Annotated in this window: 17 protein-coding genes and 1 tRNA gene; 9 read left to right on the top strand and 9 right to left on the bottom strand. The window is 70.6% G+C overall.

What is annotated here, in order from left to right; translation table 11 throughout:
* The 4 genes from ACWIGI_RS09090 to ACWIGI_RS09075 all read right to left on the bottom strand — a co-directional run bounded on the left by ACWIGI_RS09090 (position 1) and on the right by ACWIGI_RS09075 (position 2,646).
* Positions 1-756 (bottom strand): hypothetical protein, encoded by a 756-nt coding sequence (locus ACWIGI_RS09090; RefSeq protein ID WP_454201809.1) that lies wholly within the window; start codon positions 754-756, stop codon positions 1-3.
* Between the two features lie 253 nt (positions 757-1,009).
* Positions 1,010-1,444 carry an effector binding domain-containing protein gene (locus tag ACWIGI_RS09085; RefSeq protein WP_454201808.1) on the bottom strand — a complete coding sequence of 145 codons (435 nt, stop codon included), beginning with the start codon at positions 1,442-1,444 and terminating at the stop codon, positions 1,010-1,012.
* The gene (locus ACWIGI_RS09080; protein ID WP_454201807.1) at positions 1,441-1,884 is read right to left on the bottom strand and encodes a GyrI-like domain-containing protein; all 444 of its coding nucleotides are present in this window, start codon (positions 1,882-1,884) and stop codon (positions 1,441-1,443) included. Before ACWIGI_RS09080 ends, ACWIGI_RS09085 begins: the two co-directional genes overlap by 4 nt.
* 99 nt (positions 1,885-1,983) lie before the next feature.
* Positions 1,984-2,646 (bottom strand): trimeric intracellular cation channel family protein, encoded by a 663-nt coding sequence (locus ACWIGI_RS09075; protein WP_454201806.1) that lies wholly within the window; start codon positions 2,644-2,646, stop codon positions 1,984-1,986.
* A gap of 113 nt (positions 2,647-2,759) precedes the next feature.
* Here ACWIGI_RS09075 and ACWIGI_RS09070 point away from each other — a divergent pair, with 113 nt between their 5' ends.
* The 3 genes from ACWIGI_RS09070 (at position 2,760) to ACWIGI_RS09060 (ending at position 5,129) form a co-directional block, all read left to right on the top strand.
* Complete coding sequence (locus ACWIGI_RS09070; RefSeq protein ID WP_454201805.1) at positions 2,760-3,476, top strand: uracil-DNA glycosylase; 717 nt, start codon at positions 2,760-2,762, stop codon at positions 3,474-3,476.
* 55 nt (positions 3,477-3,531) lie between these two features.
* Complete coding sequence (locus ACWIGI_RS09065) at positions 3,532-4,176, top strand: TetR/AcrR family transcriptional regulator (RefSeq protein WP_454201804.1); 645 nt, start codon at positions 3,532-3,534, stop codon at positions 4,174-4,176.
* An 880-nt stretch (positions 4,177-5,056) separates the two neighbouring features.
* Positions 5,057-5,129 (top strand) — tRNA-Ala (locus ACWIGI_RS09060).
* A gap of 91 nt (positions 5,130-5,220) precedes the next feature.
* Here ACWIGI_RS09060 and ACWIGI_RS09055 read toward each other — a convergent pair.
* Positions 5,221-5,844, bottom strand: a complete 624-nt coding sequence (locus tag ACWIGI_RS09055) for a TetR family transcriptional regulator (RefSeq protein ID WP_454201803.1) — start codon at positions 5,842-5,844, stop codon at positions 5,221-5,223.
* A 105-nt stretch (positions 5,845-5,949) separates the two neighbouring features.
* Between ACWIGI_RS09055 and ACWIGI_RS09050 the strand changes: the two genes are divergently transcribed.
* From ACWIGI_RS09050 to ACWIGI_RS09040, 3 genes are read left to right on the top strand one after another with little or no spacing between them, the layout of a single operon-like run.
* Positions 5,950-6,762: an SDR family NAD(P)-dependent oxidoreductase gene (locus tag ACWIGI_RS09050; RefSeq protein WP_454201802.1), complete on the top strand. Its 813-nt coding sequence runs from the start codon at positions 5,950-5,952 to the stop codon at positions 6,760-6,762.
* Positions 6,763-6,764: 2 nt separating this feature from the next.
* Positions 6,765-7,598, top strand: a complete 834-nt coding sequence (locus ACWIGI_RS09045) for a TIGR03619 family F420-dependent LLM class oxidoreductase (RefSeq protein ID WP_454201846.1) — start codon at positions 6,765-6,767, stop codon at positions 7,596-7,598.
* A 13-nt stretch (positions 7,599-7,611) separates the two neighbouring features.
* Positions 7,612-8,127: a nuclear transport factor 2 family protein gene (locus ACWIGI_RS09040; protein WP_454201801.1), complete on the top strand. Its 516-nt coding sequence runs from the start codon at positions 7,612-7,614 to the stop codon at positions 8,125-8,127.
* Here the strand turns inward: ACWIGI_RS09040 and ACWIGI_RS09035 are convergent.
* Complete coding sequence (locus tag ACWIGI_RS09035; RefSeq protein ID WP_454201800.1) at positions 8,105-8,470, bottom strand: hypothetical protein; 366 nt, start codon at positions 8,468-8,470, stop codon at positions 8,105-8,107. The genes ACWIGI_RS09040 and ACWIGI_RS09035 overlap by 23 nt on opposite strands.
* 318 nt (positions 8,471-8,788) lie before the next feature.
* Between ACWIGI_RS09035 and ACWIGI_RS09030 the strand changes: the two genes are divergently transcribed.
* Positions 8,789-9,217 (top strand): nitroreductase/quinone reductase family protein, encoded by a 429-nt coding sequence (locus ACWIGI_RS09030; protein WP_454201799.1) that lies wholly within the window; start codon positions 8,789-8,791, stop codon positions 9,215-9,217.
* A 77-nt stretch (positions 9,218-9,294) separates the two neighbouring features.
* Here the strand turns inward: ACWIGI_RS09030 and ACWIGI_RS09025 are convergent, their stop codons facing one another.
* Entirely contained in the window at positions 9,295-10,605 is a 1,311-nt protein-coding gene (locus tag ACWIGI_RS09025; protein WP_454201798.1) for an FAD-binding oxidoreductase, read from the bottom strand.
* A 126-nt stretch (positions 10,606-10,731) separates the two neighbouring features.
* Entirely contained in the window at positions 10,732-11,625 is an 894-nt protein-coding gene (locus ACWIGI_RS09020; protein ID WP_454201797.1) for an NAD(P)-dependent oxidoreductase, read from the bottom strand.
* A 337-nt stretch (positions 11,626-11,962) separates the two neighbouring features.
* Between ACWIGI_RS09020 and ACWIGI_RS09015 the strand changes: the two genes are divergently transcribed.
* Positions 11,963-12,112 carry a hypothetical protein gene (locus tag ACWIGI_RS09015; RefSeq protein ID WP_454201796.1) on the top strand — a complete coding sequence of 50 codons (150 nt, stop codon included), beginning with the start codon at positions 11,963-11,965 and terminating at the stop codon, positions 12,110-12,112.
* Between the two features lie 49 nt (positions 12,113-12,161).
* Positions 12,162-15,041 (top strand): ATP-binding protein, encoded by a 2,880-nt coding sequence (locus ACWIGI_RS09010; protein ID WP_454201795.1) that lies wholly within the window; start codon positions 12,162-12,164, stop codon positions 15,039-15,041.
* Between the two features lie 214 nt (positions 15,042-15,255).
* On the opposite strand, the gene ACWIGI_RS09005 is transcribed toward ACWIGI_RS09010, so the two are convergent.
* Positions 15,256-16,185 carry a TIGR03564 family F420-dependent LLM class oxidoreductase gene (locus tag ACWIGI_RS09005; protein ID WP_454201794.1) on the bottom strand — a complete coding sequence of 310 codons (930 nt, stop codon included), beginning with the start codon at positions 16,183-16,185 and terminating at the stop codon, positions 15,256-15,258.
* Positions 16,186-16,979: the final 794 nt, after the last annotated feature.

Raw genomic sequence — 16,979 nt, 5'->3', positions numbered from 1 at the left:
TTAGGCGGTTCCTCCGATACCGGACAGATCGGCCGTCAGTGCGTCACCGCCGGCCGACAGGGCTATGTGTTCCGCATCGATCAGGACAAGCTGCGACTCATCAGCTACTGACCGGTAGGACTCCATGTCCCACCACAGTGGAATAGTCCGATAACGCTGGTCGGGAAACGGTACCGCCGGAATCCACCAGTCCGAGCGCGCCCCGCTGGTGCGATAACCCGACGCGGCGTGCTCGCCGGCTGTGACGAAGCCGTACCGAGCGTCCAGCAGGTTGGTGACGTGCACAACGCACCGGTCCAGGGCCGCGCCGAGCGCCCGGCGCTGCGCGCGATCCAGGGCCCGGTCCGCCCACACAGCTTTCACCTCGACGACACCTTGCGGTATCCGATCGGCAACCCGTTTACGCAGTGCGGTTTCTCCGGGATGTCCGGACCAGGCGGAAAGCGCGTTGACCTCGTCCACATGGGTGTAAGGGCCCTGAACTCGCAGGCCCGCGACCACTTCACCGAAAGCGTCGATTGCGGTGACGAACAGCGCACTGGAACGACCATCGGCAGTTTTGTCGTAATCGAGTGCGGCTTCGACTCCATAGCGACGGTAAGCGCGCAGCGCACCCGCCATGTTCCGGCGCCACAGCCCGGGATGCGCCTGCGGTGTACCTATCCAGAAGGTGCACCCCGAGGACGCATCCTGGAATCGCAGCAAGTCCTCATCGCCCAAATCCGACGGGACGACTGCGACTACTTCCACAGCCATACAGTTCCCTACTCCGTTGCTGCGCGGGCCCCCGCGCTACTACCGAGCCCCTGACCGATACGGTCATGTATCAACCGCACCCGGTACAGGCACCTAGGGAGTATCCGCCAGCCGCAAGAAATTGTCCAGACGTCCGGCAAATCTCCCGAAACCCGAATGGACGTCTAGAAATCACCCCTGGTCAAACCATTGCTATCAGTCATGTAACCCAATGACAAGACCGGTTGGTTCTCAATTAGCTAACAATCAGCAATCAGATCAGGATGGAGATGAAGAGCTCCAACTCGGCGGGGCCGGACCAGATCTCGATCTCCTCGCGGTAGGCGCGGGTGATCTCCGCCGACGCCGTCGCGTCGTCTACCTGCGCCCATACGTCCTCGGCGGGGTCGTGATAGTCGCCGTTGGGCTGGAATCGGGCGTACACGCCCTTGGGTACTCGGATCAGAACATCGCCGGCGGGCGCGTCGTCGGCCGTGCGGTACTCGTAGGCGACGACAACGTTGTAATTCCCGGCCGGATCGGGCACGTAGACCGTGGCGAGGGGACGAGGATCACCATCACGATCGCGCAACCGATCGCGCAGGAACTCGATGAGGTCGCTGTTGCTGACCTTGAACGACGGCCGCACCCGCGGCACCACGAGCCCGCCGTACACGCCGCCGGGCCGAACCACTATGGAATAGGTCACGAGGGCTCCACCGCCAGGTACAGCTCGATCTTGTACGCGTGCGGGTAGGTCTCGAAATCGCCGGTGTGGGTGCGCCGGATGTACTTGTGCTCCTCGGCGAAGGCGATCTGCGTCCACAGATCCGTCATGACCTGCGGGAAACTGCCGACCGAGGAGAAGCGGGCGTAGGTGCCGCGCGGCAGCCGGGCCACGATGTGACCGCGGGTGACCTCGTCGAACGAGTCGCACTGGTAGCCGACGATCTGGGTGTTGTAGGTGTTCAGGTCGGCCGCGTAGTCGATGTACGCCGAGGCCAGCGGGCCGCCCAGTTCCTGGTGCAGCACCGCGGCCCAGGCCACCTCGAGATCGGAATCGCGCAGTTCGCCGAGGGCCCGTTTGGGGCTGCGCACCGGCAGCCCGGCGACCCACGTCTCGTCCCGTTCGACGATCTCAAACCGCATTGGTAGGAACTCTCTCTGGGTGTGATGCACAGCCCGGCGGCCAACTTTCGCCATGCTATCAACCACGGTCGGGGTACTCGGGCGACACGACCGCCCCGCTCACGCCGCCTCGCGACGGCGATGCGGGCGGGCCAGTGGTGCGCGCCAGTGCCGCCACAATGCCAGCAGCCGCAGGGTCACCGCACCCACCCCCGCCAAACCGCCTGTCCAGGACGTGTATTGGCCGTAGTGCAGCAGCAGCGCGGTCGCGACCGAGCCGAGCAGCGCGGGCACCGCATACAACTCGCCGTCGCTGAGCACGCTGGGGGTGACGCCGGCGAGCACGTCCCGGATCACGCCGCCACCGACCGCGGTGACCACGCCCAGGGCCGCGGACGCGGTGGCCGAGAGCCCGGCCTCGAAGGCGGTGACGGTGCCGGTCACACAGAACAGGCCGAGCCCGACGGCGTCGGTGATCAGCAGGGGCTTGCGGATCAGCCGGCGCGGTGGATGCCAGAAGAAGATGACCGCCGCGGCCAGCAGCGCGGTGGCGCCGTAGCTCAGGTGCACGAACGCCGCGGGCGGCGTCCGGCCGATGATCAGGTCCCGCAGGATGCCGCCGCCGGTGGCGGTGCACACGGCCAGGACGAGGATGCCGACCACGTCGAAGTTCCGGCGCACCGCCAGCAGCGCGCCCGACACTCCGAATGCGAACACGCCCAGCAGGTTTCCGATCGTCTGGGCCTCGCCGACGGCGTTGCCGAGGTCGCCGATATCCGCCATCCGACCCGGATCCTTCCTGTCGCAAACACCCCGCTACCGGCTAACAGTATCCATCTTCGCCACGCCGGACGGCTGCTGCCCGGTCGGAACGCGGATGTGCTTGGGTCACTCTCGTGTGCCACACAATTGCCGAGCTGGACAACCGGCTCACGGCGTGTCGTGCCTGCCCGCGTCTGGTCGAGTGGCGGGAGCTGGTGGCGCGGGAGAAACGCGCGGCCTTCCGTGACGAGAATTACTGGGGGAAACCGGTTCCCGGCCTCGGCCCGGACGACGCCGAGGTGCTGGTCGTCGGCCTGGCGCCGGCGGCGCACGGGGGCAATCGAACCGGGCGCATGTTCACCGGGGATCGCGCGGGCGACGTGCTCATCGCGGCCATGTACGCGGCCGGAATGAGCAACCAGCCCACCAGCACCCATCCCGGCGACGGTCTGCGACTGCTCGGGACCCGGGTCACCGCGCCGGTGCACTGCGCGCCGCCGGACAACAAGCCGACGCCCGGCGAACGCGACAACTGCCGGCACTGGCTGGTCACCGAGCTGGGCCTGCTCGCTCCCACCCTGCGCTCGATCGTCGTGCTGGGCGGGTGGGGCTGGCAGGCACTGCTGCCCGCGCTGACCGAATCCGGCTGGGCGGTACCGAAACCCAAGCCGCGCTTCGGGCACGCCGTGCACTACGAGCTGGGTGGCGCCCGGCCGGACCGGGCGCCGGTGCACCTGTTCGGGTGCTATCACCCGAGCCAGCAGAACACCTTCACGGGGCGGCTCACGCCCGCGATGCTCGAAGAGGTGCTGACCGCGGCACGCGACGCGAGCCGGGCCGCCGGGCCGTGACGCGCTGAGCTCCGGCGCTCGTTCACCGGGCGTGGCGCACCGGTACGATGCGGTCGTGAGCAGGGCCGATAGTGCGCCGGGGGGCGCGGAGACCACAGCGCCGACGAAGCGGCGGCGATCGCAGACTCGTCAGCGGCTGCTGGACGCGGCCTTCGACGCCTTCGCCGACGACGGGCTCGGCCGGTGCACCGTCGAGCAGATCTGCGAGCGCGCCGGCTTCACCCGCGGGGCGTTCTACTCCAATTTCACCTCCCTCGAGGAGTTGTTCCTGGCGATGTGGGAGCAGCGCTCCGCGGCGATGCTCGACCAGGTCCGCGCGGTGCTGGACGCGGACCTGGCGGTCACCGACCCGCGCGCGGTGATGGAGCACGTGCTCGACGCGGTTCCGGTGGACGACAAGTGGTTTCGCATCACCTCGGAGTTCACCGCGCACGCCCTGCGCACCCCGCCGCTGCGCCGGCTGATGGTCGCCCGCGAGGCCGCCATCAGCGCCGCCCTGACCCCGGTGGTCAGTTCTTTGCTAGAACGAGCGGGCCGCCGGGTCACCGATCCGGCCGCCCTGGGCCGCGCCCTGATCGCGGTCCACGACGGCACCCTGGTGCAGTGCCTGCTAGAGCCGGACAGCGCCGAGCTACGCGCCTATCGCCTGGACCTGTTCCTGCGCGTGCTGGAGTCGTACACCGAGCCGATCGCACACTAGATCGCGCCCAGCACACGGGCTCTCGAACGCCAAGCCCCTGAAATTCGGATATTTCACTTTTGCCCCGCGCCTGGATATCCCCGAGAGCCCCGCGCGCCCGCAATCCGAACGCCCCACGATGCATGCTTCGGACCGGCGGGACACACGGCAGTTCTATACGCCCCGAACGAATTCCAACCCCCGTATCGCCCCGCACACCGATCGACCGACTCGCTCTCGTGGCGCAATCGGTCACTCCCCCAGGCGAACCCATCCGGACAACCCAGACCGACCAGTTTCCATTCGCCCCCATTTGCCCCCGGAATCACCTGAGCCCGAACCATTTCCACCCCCTCCCGAAACTCTCCACACTTATCCACACCCCATCCCCAACGACGCCCATCGAATTCGCCGCACGGTCCGGCCCGCGCCTGACTCATTCACGCCATTGGCTCACCCCGATTTCCGAAAGCCGCACCCGCGGGCACACCCCGGCCACCCGCACCCGCGATCCCTATCGCCCGTCTCGCTACGGCACTCGGCTCGCACTCGATCCGAACCACCATCTCGCTCCGGGCACTCGGCCTGCCCCACGATCCGAACCACCGACTCGCCCGGCACTCGGCCTGCCCGCACTCCGAACCACCCACCCCTGACACTCGACGCACTCGCGGTCCGCGCCACCCGTCGGCCATGACACTCGGATCTCCCGAGACTCCCCTGCCCGGTCCCGGACGCTCGCCCCCATGACCCCACGAGACCCGATCCGAGAAAGCGCGCCGACCCGAGTCCGAAGTCCACCGCGTCGCAGGTCCGGAAACCGGCCGTAACCTGCCGATTCGTTGACCGGCCGACCGACCTGCTAAAGTTTCCCCTCGCAAGCCGGAAACGGCGAGCGGCTGGGGCTATAGCGCAGTTGGTAGCGCGTCTCGTTCGCATCGAGAAGGTCAGGGGTTCGATTCCCCTTAGCTCCACTCCATGAGAGCCGCAGATCATTGATCTGCGGCTCTTGTCATTTCGGTCCCGGGGGTAATCCCGAGGCGGTTCGCGGCTGTACGGCGGCGATCACCGCTGTTCATCCCAGGGTGCCAGCAGGAGCTCGCACGCCCTGCGGGTGTCCGAGCGGGCCTGTTCCGCGGTGAGGCGACCGGCGACGGCCCAGGTCAGGATGCCGTAGACGCACTGTTCCAGGAGGCGGGCCAGGCGGCGGTCCTCGTCGGTCGGATCGGTCTTGCCGGCGGCGGCGAGGATTCGGGCGGGCATCGGGGGGTCGGCGGCGGGGGGCGGGGCGGCGGGATCCGGGTGGGGGGCAAGGTCTTCCGCGCGGACCGCGTTCATCGACACCAGCATCGCGCGGGCCAGGCGGGGGCGGTGGAGGAGCTCGCCGATCGCGTGGGCCAGGAACTCGGTGGCACCGCCGACCGGATCGCCGGGAACGGGGGACGGCTGCGGCAGGTTATCCACCGCGGCCTCCAGCACCGCCGCGAACAGGTGGCTCTTCGACGGGTAATAGCGGTACAGGGTGCCCAGGGCTACGCCCGCGGACTGGGCTACCTCGCTCATCTGGACCCGTTCGAGGCCGTGTTCCGCACCCAGGCGGGCGGCCGCGCGCAGGATCGCGCGGCGGCGCTCGACCTGCCGGACCGTCGAGACGCGGCCCGGGGTGCGGGGGTCGGGAATGCGGGGCATCGGTCCACCCTATGCCCGATAACTAGAATTGACTCTAGTTTTTTCGGGCGGAAGTTTGTAGAACTGGAGGCGGCCCGGTTCGAACTCACAGGTGAGGAAGTCACGATGCACGAGGTGGATTCGCGGCGTTATGGGCCGTGGGCGGTCGTCACCGGCGGATCGGAAGGGGTCGGCCGATCGTTCGCTGTGGAGCTCGCGGCCGCCGGAATCGCACTGCTGCTGGTCGCGCGGCGGGCCGAGCCGCTCGCCGCGACGGCCGCGGAATGCCGTGCGCTGGGGGTCGAAGTGCGCACGCTCGCACTCGATCTGACGGCGGACGGCGCGGTCGGAGAGATCATCGCCGCGGCCGCCGGCCTGGAAGTCGGGCTGCTCGTGCTCAACGCGGGGGCGAACACCCACAGCGCGCCGTTCGTGGACGGGGATCCGGCCGAGTTCCAACGGGTCATAGATCTGAACATCACCGTCCCGCTCGCACTGATCCACCACTTCGGCGGCGCCATGAAAGCGCGCGGCCGGGGCGGGATTCTGCGGGTCGGATCGCTCGCCGGATATCTGGGCTCGCGCCATCACGCCGTGTACGGCGGCGCGAAGGCGTTCGGGCGGATCTTCACCGAAAGCCTGTGGCTCGAACTCGGCGAGTTCGGGGTGGACGTACTGGAACTGGTGCTGGGCGTGACCCGCACGCCCGCCATGGAACGGGTCGGACTCGACTTCGACGCACCCGGCATGACCGTGTCGGAACCCGATGACGCGGCGCGCGAAGGACTCTCGCGGCTGGGCCACGGACCAGTCCACATCATGCCCGGAAACGAGGCGGGGGCCGCGCTACGCAACGACCCGGATCGGGCGGCGGCGGTGTCCCGCGCCGACCGGGGCATGCGGCGGCTCATGGGCTTGCCGGAGCAGGTGACGCGATGACACTGCGACTCGGGCTCTCGACTCCCATCGTCGTCCAGGTGCCCGGGATCGCGTCGCCCTGGGAGCGCACGGCCGGACCCGAGGAACTGACCCGGATCGCCAGGGCCGCGGACGAACTCGGCTTCGACCATCTCACCTGCTCCGACCACGTCGGCGTGCCCGCCGCGGCCGCCGCGGTGCGGGGAGCGACCTACTGGGATCCGCTCGCCACCCTGTCCTATCTGGCGGCGCACACCCGCCGGATCAGGCTGGCCACCTCGGTGCTGGTGCTGGGCTACCACCATCCGCTGGCGCTGGCCAAGAGCTACGGCACGCTCGACCGGCTCAGCGGCGGCCGGGTGGTGCTGGGTGTCGGCGTCGGCTCGCTCGCCGAGGAATTCGCGCTGCTCGGTGCGGCCTGGGAAGACCGCGGCGCCCTGGGCGACGCGGCGCTGACACGGCTGCGGCGGGCCTGGGGGCGGCGCGAGGTCGAGGACTTCGTGCTGGAGCCGCACGCCGTGCGCACCACGGTGCCGATCTGGGTGGGCGGGCGCACCCGCCGGTCCCTGCGCCGGGCGGTGACCCTGGGTACCGGGTGGGTGCCGTTCGGGCTGCGAGCCGAACAGATCGCGGATCTGCTGGCCACGGTCACGGTGCCGCCGGATTTCGACCTCGTGCTCGCACCGGGCGCTCCGCTGGATCCCCAAGGCGACGAGGTGGATTCGCTGCGCCGGCTGACGGCGCTGCGCGAGGTGGGCGCCACCCATCTGACCTGTTCGGTACGCGCGACCGACGCCGGGCACTACTGCGAGCAGCTCGCCGCGCTGCGCGCGCTCGTCGACCGTCATCTCCTGTAGCAGAAGGACTCTCATGACCGAAGCACGTCTGGCCGCGCTCGAGAGTCGCCTGTCGCGGCTCGAGGACGAACTGGCCATCACGCGACTGATCGCCTCCTACGGTCCGCTCGTGGACGCCGGGGTCGCCGAGCCGGTCGCCGCGCTGTGGACCGAGGACGGTGAATACGACGTCGAGGGCTGGCATATGCGGAGCCGGGACGATGTGCGCGCCATGGTCGATTCGGCCGCCCACCAATCGCTGATCGCGACCGGGTCGGCGCATTTCCTCGGACCGGCGACGGTCACCCTGGACGGTGACGTCGCCGCGGCCGTCTGCGAATCGCTCCTGATCCGGCACCGCGACGGTGAGTTCTTCGTGTGGCGGGCCGGAGCCAACCGGTTTCGGCTCGCCCGCACGCCCGAAGGCTGGCGGATCACCGAGCGCGTGACCCGGGTGCTGGACGGATCCGCCACGGCCCGCGCGCTGCTCACCGCACCCCGAATCGGTCCGGCGTCAACGGATTCCGCTAGCGGCGACGGTGCGAGTTGAGCCGCGCGCGCACCACCAGATAGGACGATGCGTACAGGATCAGATCCGCCACGACCGGCGCCAGCGCGAGGAGCGCCGAGCCGTCCCGGGCCGTGCCGGTGAGCAAGGACCCGAGAACGATCGCGATGGCGGCGAGATAGAGCCCGGCCGCCGTCAGGCGGTTGGGGACGATCCAGCGCTGAGCGGTACCCCAGTCCGCGGATGACGACAGGTCGAGGGGCCGATCGGGTGGCGCGGGATTCGGCGGAACCGCGCGGCGGAGGATCTGGACGACCAGATACCCGTTCAACGCCGCCATGGTGGCGTAGAAGCAGGTCAGGATCACCGGTTGTGCGCTGTTCATGACTCGAACTCCCCTCCGTGGTGCGGCGATCCTCCCGTCAACCGCTGCCGAGAACTTTTCCGCGGCAAGCGATTCGGGGACAGCGAATCGGCTCGGCCGGGGCGGGTTCGCGCTGGTCCGCCGTGGGTGACCGGGTTTCCGGACCGGACGCGGGAGGGTCCACGAGCGGTGCTCGGTGGCCGGAGCGCAGATGTCCGGCCCGCTGGGGAAGTACGGTGTGCGGGCGCGGCGGGTTCAACCGGTACCGGAAACGCCGTGCGACCGCGAGCCGCCGGGAGATCCGTGCGCGCGGCCGTGCGCACCGGAAGAATCCGTGGCATGAGCGAACCTCGTGACTGGAACAGCGAAATCATTGCCGAATTCCGGGAGAACCAGGGCCGGGTGGGCGGGCCTTTCCAGGGGGCGCCCATGGTGCTGGTCCACAACCGCGGGCGTAAGTCCGGGCGAGAACTGGTGAGCCCCATGATGTATCTGGCCGACGCGGACGACGACGCGGTCATCTATGTCTTCGCGTCCAAGGCCGGGGCGCCGACCAACCCGGACTGGTACTACAACCTCACCACCGCGGGCACCGGGGAGGTGGAGGTCGGGACCGAGCGCTACCCGGTCGCCGTCACCGAGATCACCGGGGCGGATCGGGACCGCATCTACGCCGAACAGGCCCGCCGCTACCCGGGTTTCGCGGGGTACGAAGAGAAGACCGCGGGCATCCGGACCATTCCCGTGCTGGCGCTGCGCCGCGCCTGAGCCGCGAGCGCCACGCGAGAAGCACCGCCCCGCCGGATATTTCGCCGGCGGGGCGGTGCGCTGCGGAACCGGAGCGGTCAGTCGTTGACCGGGAAGTTCGCGCGAATCACGTTGTGGGGATCGCGTGCTCGCTTGATCTGCCGGAGACGGGCGAGCGTCTCGGGGGTGAAGGCCGCGGCGGCGGATTCGCCGGGAGCCAGGAAGGTGTAGGGCTTGGCGCCGGTGATGTGATCGCCGAGGGCGTCGGTGATATCGGCGAACCGGGTGCGGATGTCGTCGAGCAGGTGCGGAAGTCCCAGGCCCAGGAGGTAGAGGGCGTAGGGCTCGGCGATGGGACCGCGCGCGCCGTCATCGGGTCCCGAACGGGTGAGAGCGCCGCCCAGACCGCGGATCTGGATATTGAGCAGCGGCGCCGTGGGCGCGGCCACGAGGGTCTCGACCACCGCGTCGCCGAGGTCGGTGAGGAGTTCGCCGCGCGAGAGGGAGGGGCTCGGATCGGCGGGCTCGGCGGTGATCCGGCCGATCTGCGCGGGGGTGAGCGCGCCGCGGGTGTCGGCGATGACACCGTCGAGCGAGTCGAGTCGCCGGGTGAGGTCGCGGCCTTCGGCGGGGTCGCCGAGGTAGGCGAAGTCGATGGCGACGGTGGGTGCCGCGCCGGGAATCTGGTAGCGCTGCAACCACACCGAGAGTTCGGCGGGCGCGTCGGTGGTGAGTTCGGTGAACAGGTCGAAGGCCGCGGCGGTGTTGTCCGCGGACCACATGACGCGGCCGCCGTAGATCTCCGGAACCGGGAAGAGATCGAACTCGATCTCGGTGACGATCGCGAAATCGCCGCCGCCGCCGCGCAATGCCCAGAACAGGTCGGGGTCGGAGTCGGCGGTGATCCGGGCCCGCCCGCCCGCGGCGTCGGCGATCTCGAAGGCGCGCACCGCGTCCGAGGCCCAGCCGTACTTGCGGGCGAACCAGCCGAAGCCGCCGCCGAGGGTGTAACCGGGAACGCCGACAACGGGATTGCTCCCGGCGAGTCCGGTCAGTCCGTGCGCGGCGGCGGCGGCCTGCACCGCACCCCACTGCACACCGGCGCCGACGCGCGCCACCCCGCGCTCGGCGTCGATCTCGATGTGATCCAGGGCGGCGGTGCGCAGCAGGATCGCGTCCTCGATCCCGCCGGTCGCGCCGTGCCCGGTGGTCTGCGTGACCACCTGGCGGCCGGCGCCGCCCGCGAACTTCACCACGTCGGCCACGTCCTGGGCGTCGGCGACGGTGACGACCGCCGACACCGGCTGGGCCACCGCCACGTTCCACGGCCGCGCCGCCGCCTCGAACCCCGGGTCGCCCGGCAGCAGCACGCCGCCGCGAGTCACACCGCGCAGATCTTCGATTCCCATTGCTCTGTCCTCGCTCACTCGGCCGGTGCCGTAATCGGTTTCGCAGAGTTGACGACGTACGGCGGGCAAGTGTGACACGGGCGGCGAAACCGGCGGTGAGCAGCGGGCCGACCGGTGCGAGCGGGTTCAGCGGGCGCCCGCGGCGATCGTCTCGACCACCGTGGCGACCCCGCCGTCACCGTGACCCGCGGCCGCTGCCCCGGACAGCAGCGATCGGAAGAGGGCGGGAACCTCCGTACCGATCCCCTGCGCCGCACTGGTGTGGATGAGGTGTTCCATCGCCGCCCGGTGGATGTCGACGGTGCCGTCGTCGGCGAGGAACACGCCCTCGCGCGCCTGGCGGGCGTGTTCGGTGATCAGGGGAATGACGAACGCGGACAGGTGGGTGGTGGCGACGTCGGCGAAGACGGTCGGGTCGACGCCGGCGGTGCCGACCAGGGCCAGCGAGTGGTAGAAGCCGGCGAGCGCGCCCCAGATCTGGCCGAACAGGGCGGTGTCGTAGAGCGGCGTCAGGGCCGGGTCCGCGCCCAGGTGCACGGCATTGCCCAGGCTCCGCAGCACCGCTTCGTGGGTGTCGAAGGCCGGGCGCGGGCCGCCGAAGAGGAACAGGGCGTCGGGGCGGCCGATCAGGCGGGTGCCGCTCATGGCGGCGGCGTCGAGGTAGGCGATCTCGTGCTCCGCCGCCCAGGCCGCGGCGTCGAGGGCTTCCGGGGACGTGCCGGAGGTCAGGTTCACCAGGGCGCGGCCCCGGAGTCGCTCGGCCACCGGGGCGAGCAGGTCGTGCACGGTGGCGTAGTCGGGCAGGACCACGACGACCAGCGGTGCGGCGGTGACGGCCGCGTCGAGGGTGGTCGCGCGGCTCGCGCCCTGGGTGACGAGGGCGTCGGCCTTCCCGGCGGAGCGGTTCCACACCGTGGTCGCGAAGCCGGCGGCAAGGAACGCCTGCGCGACGCGGGTTCCCAACTGGCCCAGGCCGATCACCGTGACGGCGGACTGCTCGGTGGTGTTCTCGAACGACATGACGGGCTCCTCTGCTGCTGCCGCCGGACCGGGTGGTGCGGCGCCGTGTTCTCACTGTGCCCGCGGGCGCTGTCGGAACCCTGTCGGTCCGCTGTCGGCCGAGAAACGAGTGGTTCGGGAAGGCCGGGGGTGAGCGACACAGTCGAGCAACGTGCCGAGTTCGGCGATCCGCCCGTGGTTCGGCACCGCGACGCGATCGGCCGGCAGCCCGGCCAGTCGGAACCCCGGGCCACCCGCACCCGCAAAGTCGGCATCCCGGGCGACCCCGGCCGCCGGTCAGCGGCACATCTGCGGAGGCGGGGCCGGTACGCCGGAATTGTCCGGCTACCGTGCCCGCATGTACTTCTCGGTGCTGGGGCCCATCACCGCCCGGACCGCCGCGGGGCTCGACGTCGAGATCCCGGAGGCGAAGGTCCGGGCGCTGCTGGCCGCGCTCTTGATCGAGGCGGGGCGGCCGGTATCGGCTGATCGACGGGCTGTGGGGTGAGCGGCTGCCGCGGCACGCGAACGGCGCGCTGCAGACCAAGGTCTCGCGGTTGCGGCGGGCGCTGGGAGCCGCGGAGCCGGGGGCCGAGCAGCTGGTGGAGTCCGCCGCACCGGGGTACCTGTTGCGGGTCGGCCCGGCGGACGTGGACGCCGGGCAGTTCGGCGAGCTGGCCGAGGCCGCCGCCCGGGCATCGGATCCGCGGGCCCGGGCCGATCTGTTGACCCGGGCGCTGGGGTTGTGGCGGGGCGAGCCGTTCACCGGGATCGGCGATCCGGATTTCGCGCGGGCGGCGACCGCGCGGTTGACCGAGCAGCACCTCACGGCCGCGGAACTGCTGGCCGAGACCCGCCTGGAGCTGGGCGAGCACCACGCGCTCGTGGCCGAGCTCGGCGACCTCGCGGGCCGCCATCCCCTGCGAGAACGCTTGCGCGCCTTGCAGATCACCGCCCTGTACCGGGCGGGGCGGCAATCCGAGGCGCTCGCCGTCTACACCGAGGTGCGGAATCTGCTGGCCGAGGAGTTGGGCGTTGATCCCGGACCGGAGCTGACCGGCCTGCACCGGGCGATCCTGTCCCACGACGAGTCCCTGCGCGCCGAACCGGCGGGCACGCGTTCACCGGGTCCGGCGCCGTCCCCGCCGGCGACCTCGCCCGGCGCACCGCTCACCGATCTCATCGGCAGGCGGGACGCGCTGCCCGCCGTGCTCGAACTCCTCGGCCGGCACCGGCTGGTGACGCTGACCGGCCTCGGCGGCGTCGGCAAAACCCGTCTGGCACAGGAGATCGCCCGGCTCACGACCGATGACCACCCCGACGGGGTGCACCTGGTCGGCCTCGCCGGATCCGCCGGCGTCCTCGAACAGATCGGTGCGGCACTGGGCCTTCGGGAGGAGAGGCAGGCGAGCCTGGAGGAGGCCCTGCGCCCGCGAAATCTGCTACTGATTCTGGACAACTGCGAGCACGTCATCGAATCCGCCGCCGCGGCAACACGTCTCCTGCTGGCCGCCGCGCCCGGGCTGCGAATCCTGGCCACGAGCCGCGAACCACTCGGGCTGGCCGGCGAAGCCGTGTGGACCGTGCCGCCGCTGTCGCAGTCCGATGCCGAGCGGCTGTTCGTCCTGCGCGCCACCGCCGCCGCACCCGGGTTCACCGCCACCCCCGCGGAGACCATCGCGGCGATCTGCCGTCGCCTGGACCGCGTTCCGCTCGCGCTGGAACTGGCCGCCACGCGCGTGCGCGCCCTGGGTGTCGATGCCCTGCTCGACCGCCTCGACGACAGGTTCCGGCTGCTGTCCGGCGGCAATCGCGCTGTGCCACAACGCCAGCGCAGCCTCTGGGCCATGATCGACTGGAGTTGGGAGCTGCTGGGCCCGGACGAGCGGACGGTGCTGCGCAGTCTCGCGGTCTTCGCCGACGGCTGCACGCTCGACGCGGCCGAGGCGGTCTGCGATCGGGACCTGGATGTGCTGGGCGCGCTGATCCGGCTGGTGGATTCGTCGGTTGTCGTCACCGACGGGGCGCGGTATCGACTGCCCGAATCCATTGCGGCCTATGCCCGTACCCGCCTCGACGAGGCGGGCGGCGCGGAGGTACTCCGGCGGCGGCATCTGTCCTTCCACGAGGATCTGGCCGCGCGGTCCGCCGCCGAGCTGCACGGGCCCGGGCAGCGGACCTGGTCGGCCCGCCGTGATCCCGAGAACGCCGATCTCCGTGCGGCCCTGGAGTTCGCCGTCCGGCACGGCGCGCCCGGCACCGCGCTCGCGCTCGCCCTCGATTCCACCTGGTACTGGTTCCTGCGCGGCAGACTGCGGGAGGCCCGGCGCATGCTCGCCGAGGTGCTGCGAACGAGCGACGCTACCGCAGACTCCGCGCTGCACAGCCGGATCACGCACTGGCACAACGGCTTCGCGGTGCTGACCGGCGCGGAGGGCGAACGGCCCGTCGCCGCGGCGTCCGCGCCGCCGGCGGCCGCCGACGCCCGCGCGGAATGGTTCTTCGGTCACGCGCTACTCGAGTCCGGCGTGGACCTCGCCCGCAGCGAGACGACGATCGACCGCGCGCTGCGGACCGCCCGAGCGGCCGGCGATCGATGGACCGTCGCCGCCGCGCTGAGCACCGGATCGACCCAGGCGCTCCTGCGCGGCGACCTGGCGGCCGCTCGCGATCGAGCGGAACAGGCGCACGCCCTGTTCACCGAACTCGGCGATGATTGGGGCAGGCTGCAGACCACCTATCCGCTCGCGGCGCTGGCGAGCATCGCCGGAAACTACGCGACCGCAACGGAACTGCACAGCAAGGGCCTGCGCCTGGCCCGGGAGCTCGGCTTCTCCTCCGATGCCTCGGACCGCATCACCGGCCTGGGCCGGGTCGCCCTGCTGACCGGAGACTTCGCCCGGGCCGCCGAACTCCACCGCGAGGCCCGCGCCCTCGCCACCGAGCACGGCTACACCGCGGGCGAGGTGCACGCCGACATCGGGCTAGCCCTGGGAGCGCGCCGCTCCGGCGATGCCGAGCTCGCCGCCGAACTCCTGGACCGAACCCTGGCCTGGCACCGCGCGGTCGAGTTCGGCCCCGGACCCGCGCTGCTGCTCGCCGAATCGGGTTTCCTCGCCGAACAACTCGGCGACGCCGCGACGGCGCTCGCGCGCCACCGCGAGGGGCTCGCCGTCGCCCGCGCCGGCGCCGATCCCCGGGCCGTCGCCCTCGCGCTGGAGGGTCTCGCCGGGGCGCACGCCCTCGCGGGCCGCCCCGAGCTGGCGGCCCGCCTGCTCGGCACGGCGGCCCGCGCCCGCGAGTCGGTGGGCGCGCCGCTGCCCGCGGCCGAGCGCACCGACGTCGACCGCATCACCGATCGAATCCGTAAGACGCTGGGCGACACCCGTTTTGCCGTCGAAATCGCCATCGACGGTGATGACATCCCCGACGTCTGACAGCTCGGCCGCTCGAAGGGGAAGCGATCGGCGGCCGAGTTCGTCGGCGTCGCGAAATCCTGCGTGGGCCGAAATCCTATGTGGGCGTGCGGACCACGGTGATCGTCCAGGACCGCTCAGCTGCGCGGCGGCACGGCGGCCACCTGGAACACGACCCGACCGGTGGTTCGCGGGCCCTTCGACAATCCGCCACATCGGCCGAGGTCCCGGCGATCTACGCCGTGGCCGGGGCGCGGTCTGCGGTGAGACTGCCCGCCAGGGCCCAGGTGCGGCGTTCGTCCTCGGGAGTGCCGAGATCGGTGCTCGTGAGTACCACCTCGGTCGCGCCCGCGTCGTAGTAGCGCTGGATTCCGGCGGCGACCGTCTCCTCATCGCCGATGAGGGCGAGTTCGGCTGCGCGAGAAGCGCCTTCCAGTTCGATCACCCGGCGGTAGGACGGAACCTGTTCGTAGAAGGACAGTTTGTCGATCGCGGCGGCGCGGACGCCCTCCGGATCGGCGGTGACGACGGCCGGTACGAAGGCGACCACCCGCTGGGGTCCGGCCGCGGCGCGGGTGAGAGCCGGGACGATGTGCTCGGCCAGGGTGCCGGGCCCGGCCAGATACGGGAGGATGCCGTCGGCCAGCTCGCCGGTGACGCGCAGGGCCTGCGGGCCCATGGCCGCGACCAGCACCGGGACCCGCGGGGCGGCACCGGGGACGGCGGTCGGCAACGACGGTGTGGCGGTGAGTGATTCGCCGACGAAGCCGGCCGGGTCGTTGTCGAGGAGGCGGGTGAGCGCGGTCAGGAACTCGCGCAGCAGGGCGATGGGACGGTCGAACGGGGCGCCGAAGGCGCCGGACACCAGCGTCGAGCCCACCGCGAGACCCAGGTGGTAGCGCCCGTGCGTAGCGGCCTGCGCGGTCTGGGCCTGTGCGGACACGACCAGGGGATGGCGTCCGATGACCGGGATGGCCGAGGTGCCGACCTGCAGGCCGGGCACCTCGCGGCCGACGATCGCGGCCAGCGCGGGCGAGTCGTAGTCCATGCGCTGGCCGAACCAGACCGCGCCGACGCCGAGTTCGCGCACCGTTCTGGATCGGGCCACGATGGCGTCCACGTAGTTGTCCGTGTCGGTGGCGGCGAGTGCGATTCCGAGAGTCATACCCGGGGAACAGGGTTGCGCGCCGTGCTGTTCCGCCGGAGGGGGGATGAAATCACCGTGAACTCAATGGTTTTGGAGATGTCGGGGCTCTCCCGTAGGTTCGGGGGGAATCCGCCGTCGTGGGAGTGGCCGCGGATGATCTCGGCGGAACGGACAACGGGTGGGGGCCATCGGCGATGCACGGGGCGGGGTGACGGCCGTATCGGTCACCGTATCGGCCGGTGCGCCGGCGGCGCGGTAGCGGCGTGTACGTTCGAGTCCGCCAAGTGCGTTGATCCGCTTCTCTTCTCACTCGCGGCGACCCGTTGAAGATAAGACCGTCGCCGAATTCGCCTTGCCCGCATTTGCGCGGCAATTGATCGGGCAAGCCCCCAAAACCTTGGGCTCGGTCTGAAACCTTGCAGATCACGGAACGGGAACGGTCGGTTCCACATCGCTCCGGCAAGGCGGTACACGCAATTCCCCGGAGGTGAATAGATACTGGCGAGTAGGGGGATTCCCGGTTTCCTGGGCTTGAATCTTCCAGGGGTTGCCGCCGAGCCGGCACGCGGGTGTCCGAGTGCGTTCTTCACCACACCCCGCGAGGCGATTCATCCTGTCCACCAGCCGCATTCGGGCCACCGCCGCGCCGACGGCGCGCATTGCCAAATCATTGCTGATCAGGGCGGAATTTAGCAGAGGCATTGATCTCGGACGCTACTCATGACCCCGGTCACATTGATCGGCCCGGGTTTCGCTACCAATTGAAAGCAATCCGCTATTGCCGTTACCTCCGGAGCATTTGCGCACCCTAG

The organism is Nocardia sp. NPDC055321 (genome assembly GCF_053645575.1).
This window is presented reverse-complemented; position numbering and strand designations above follow the sequence as displayed.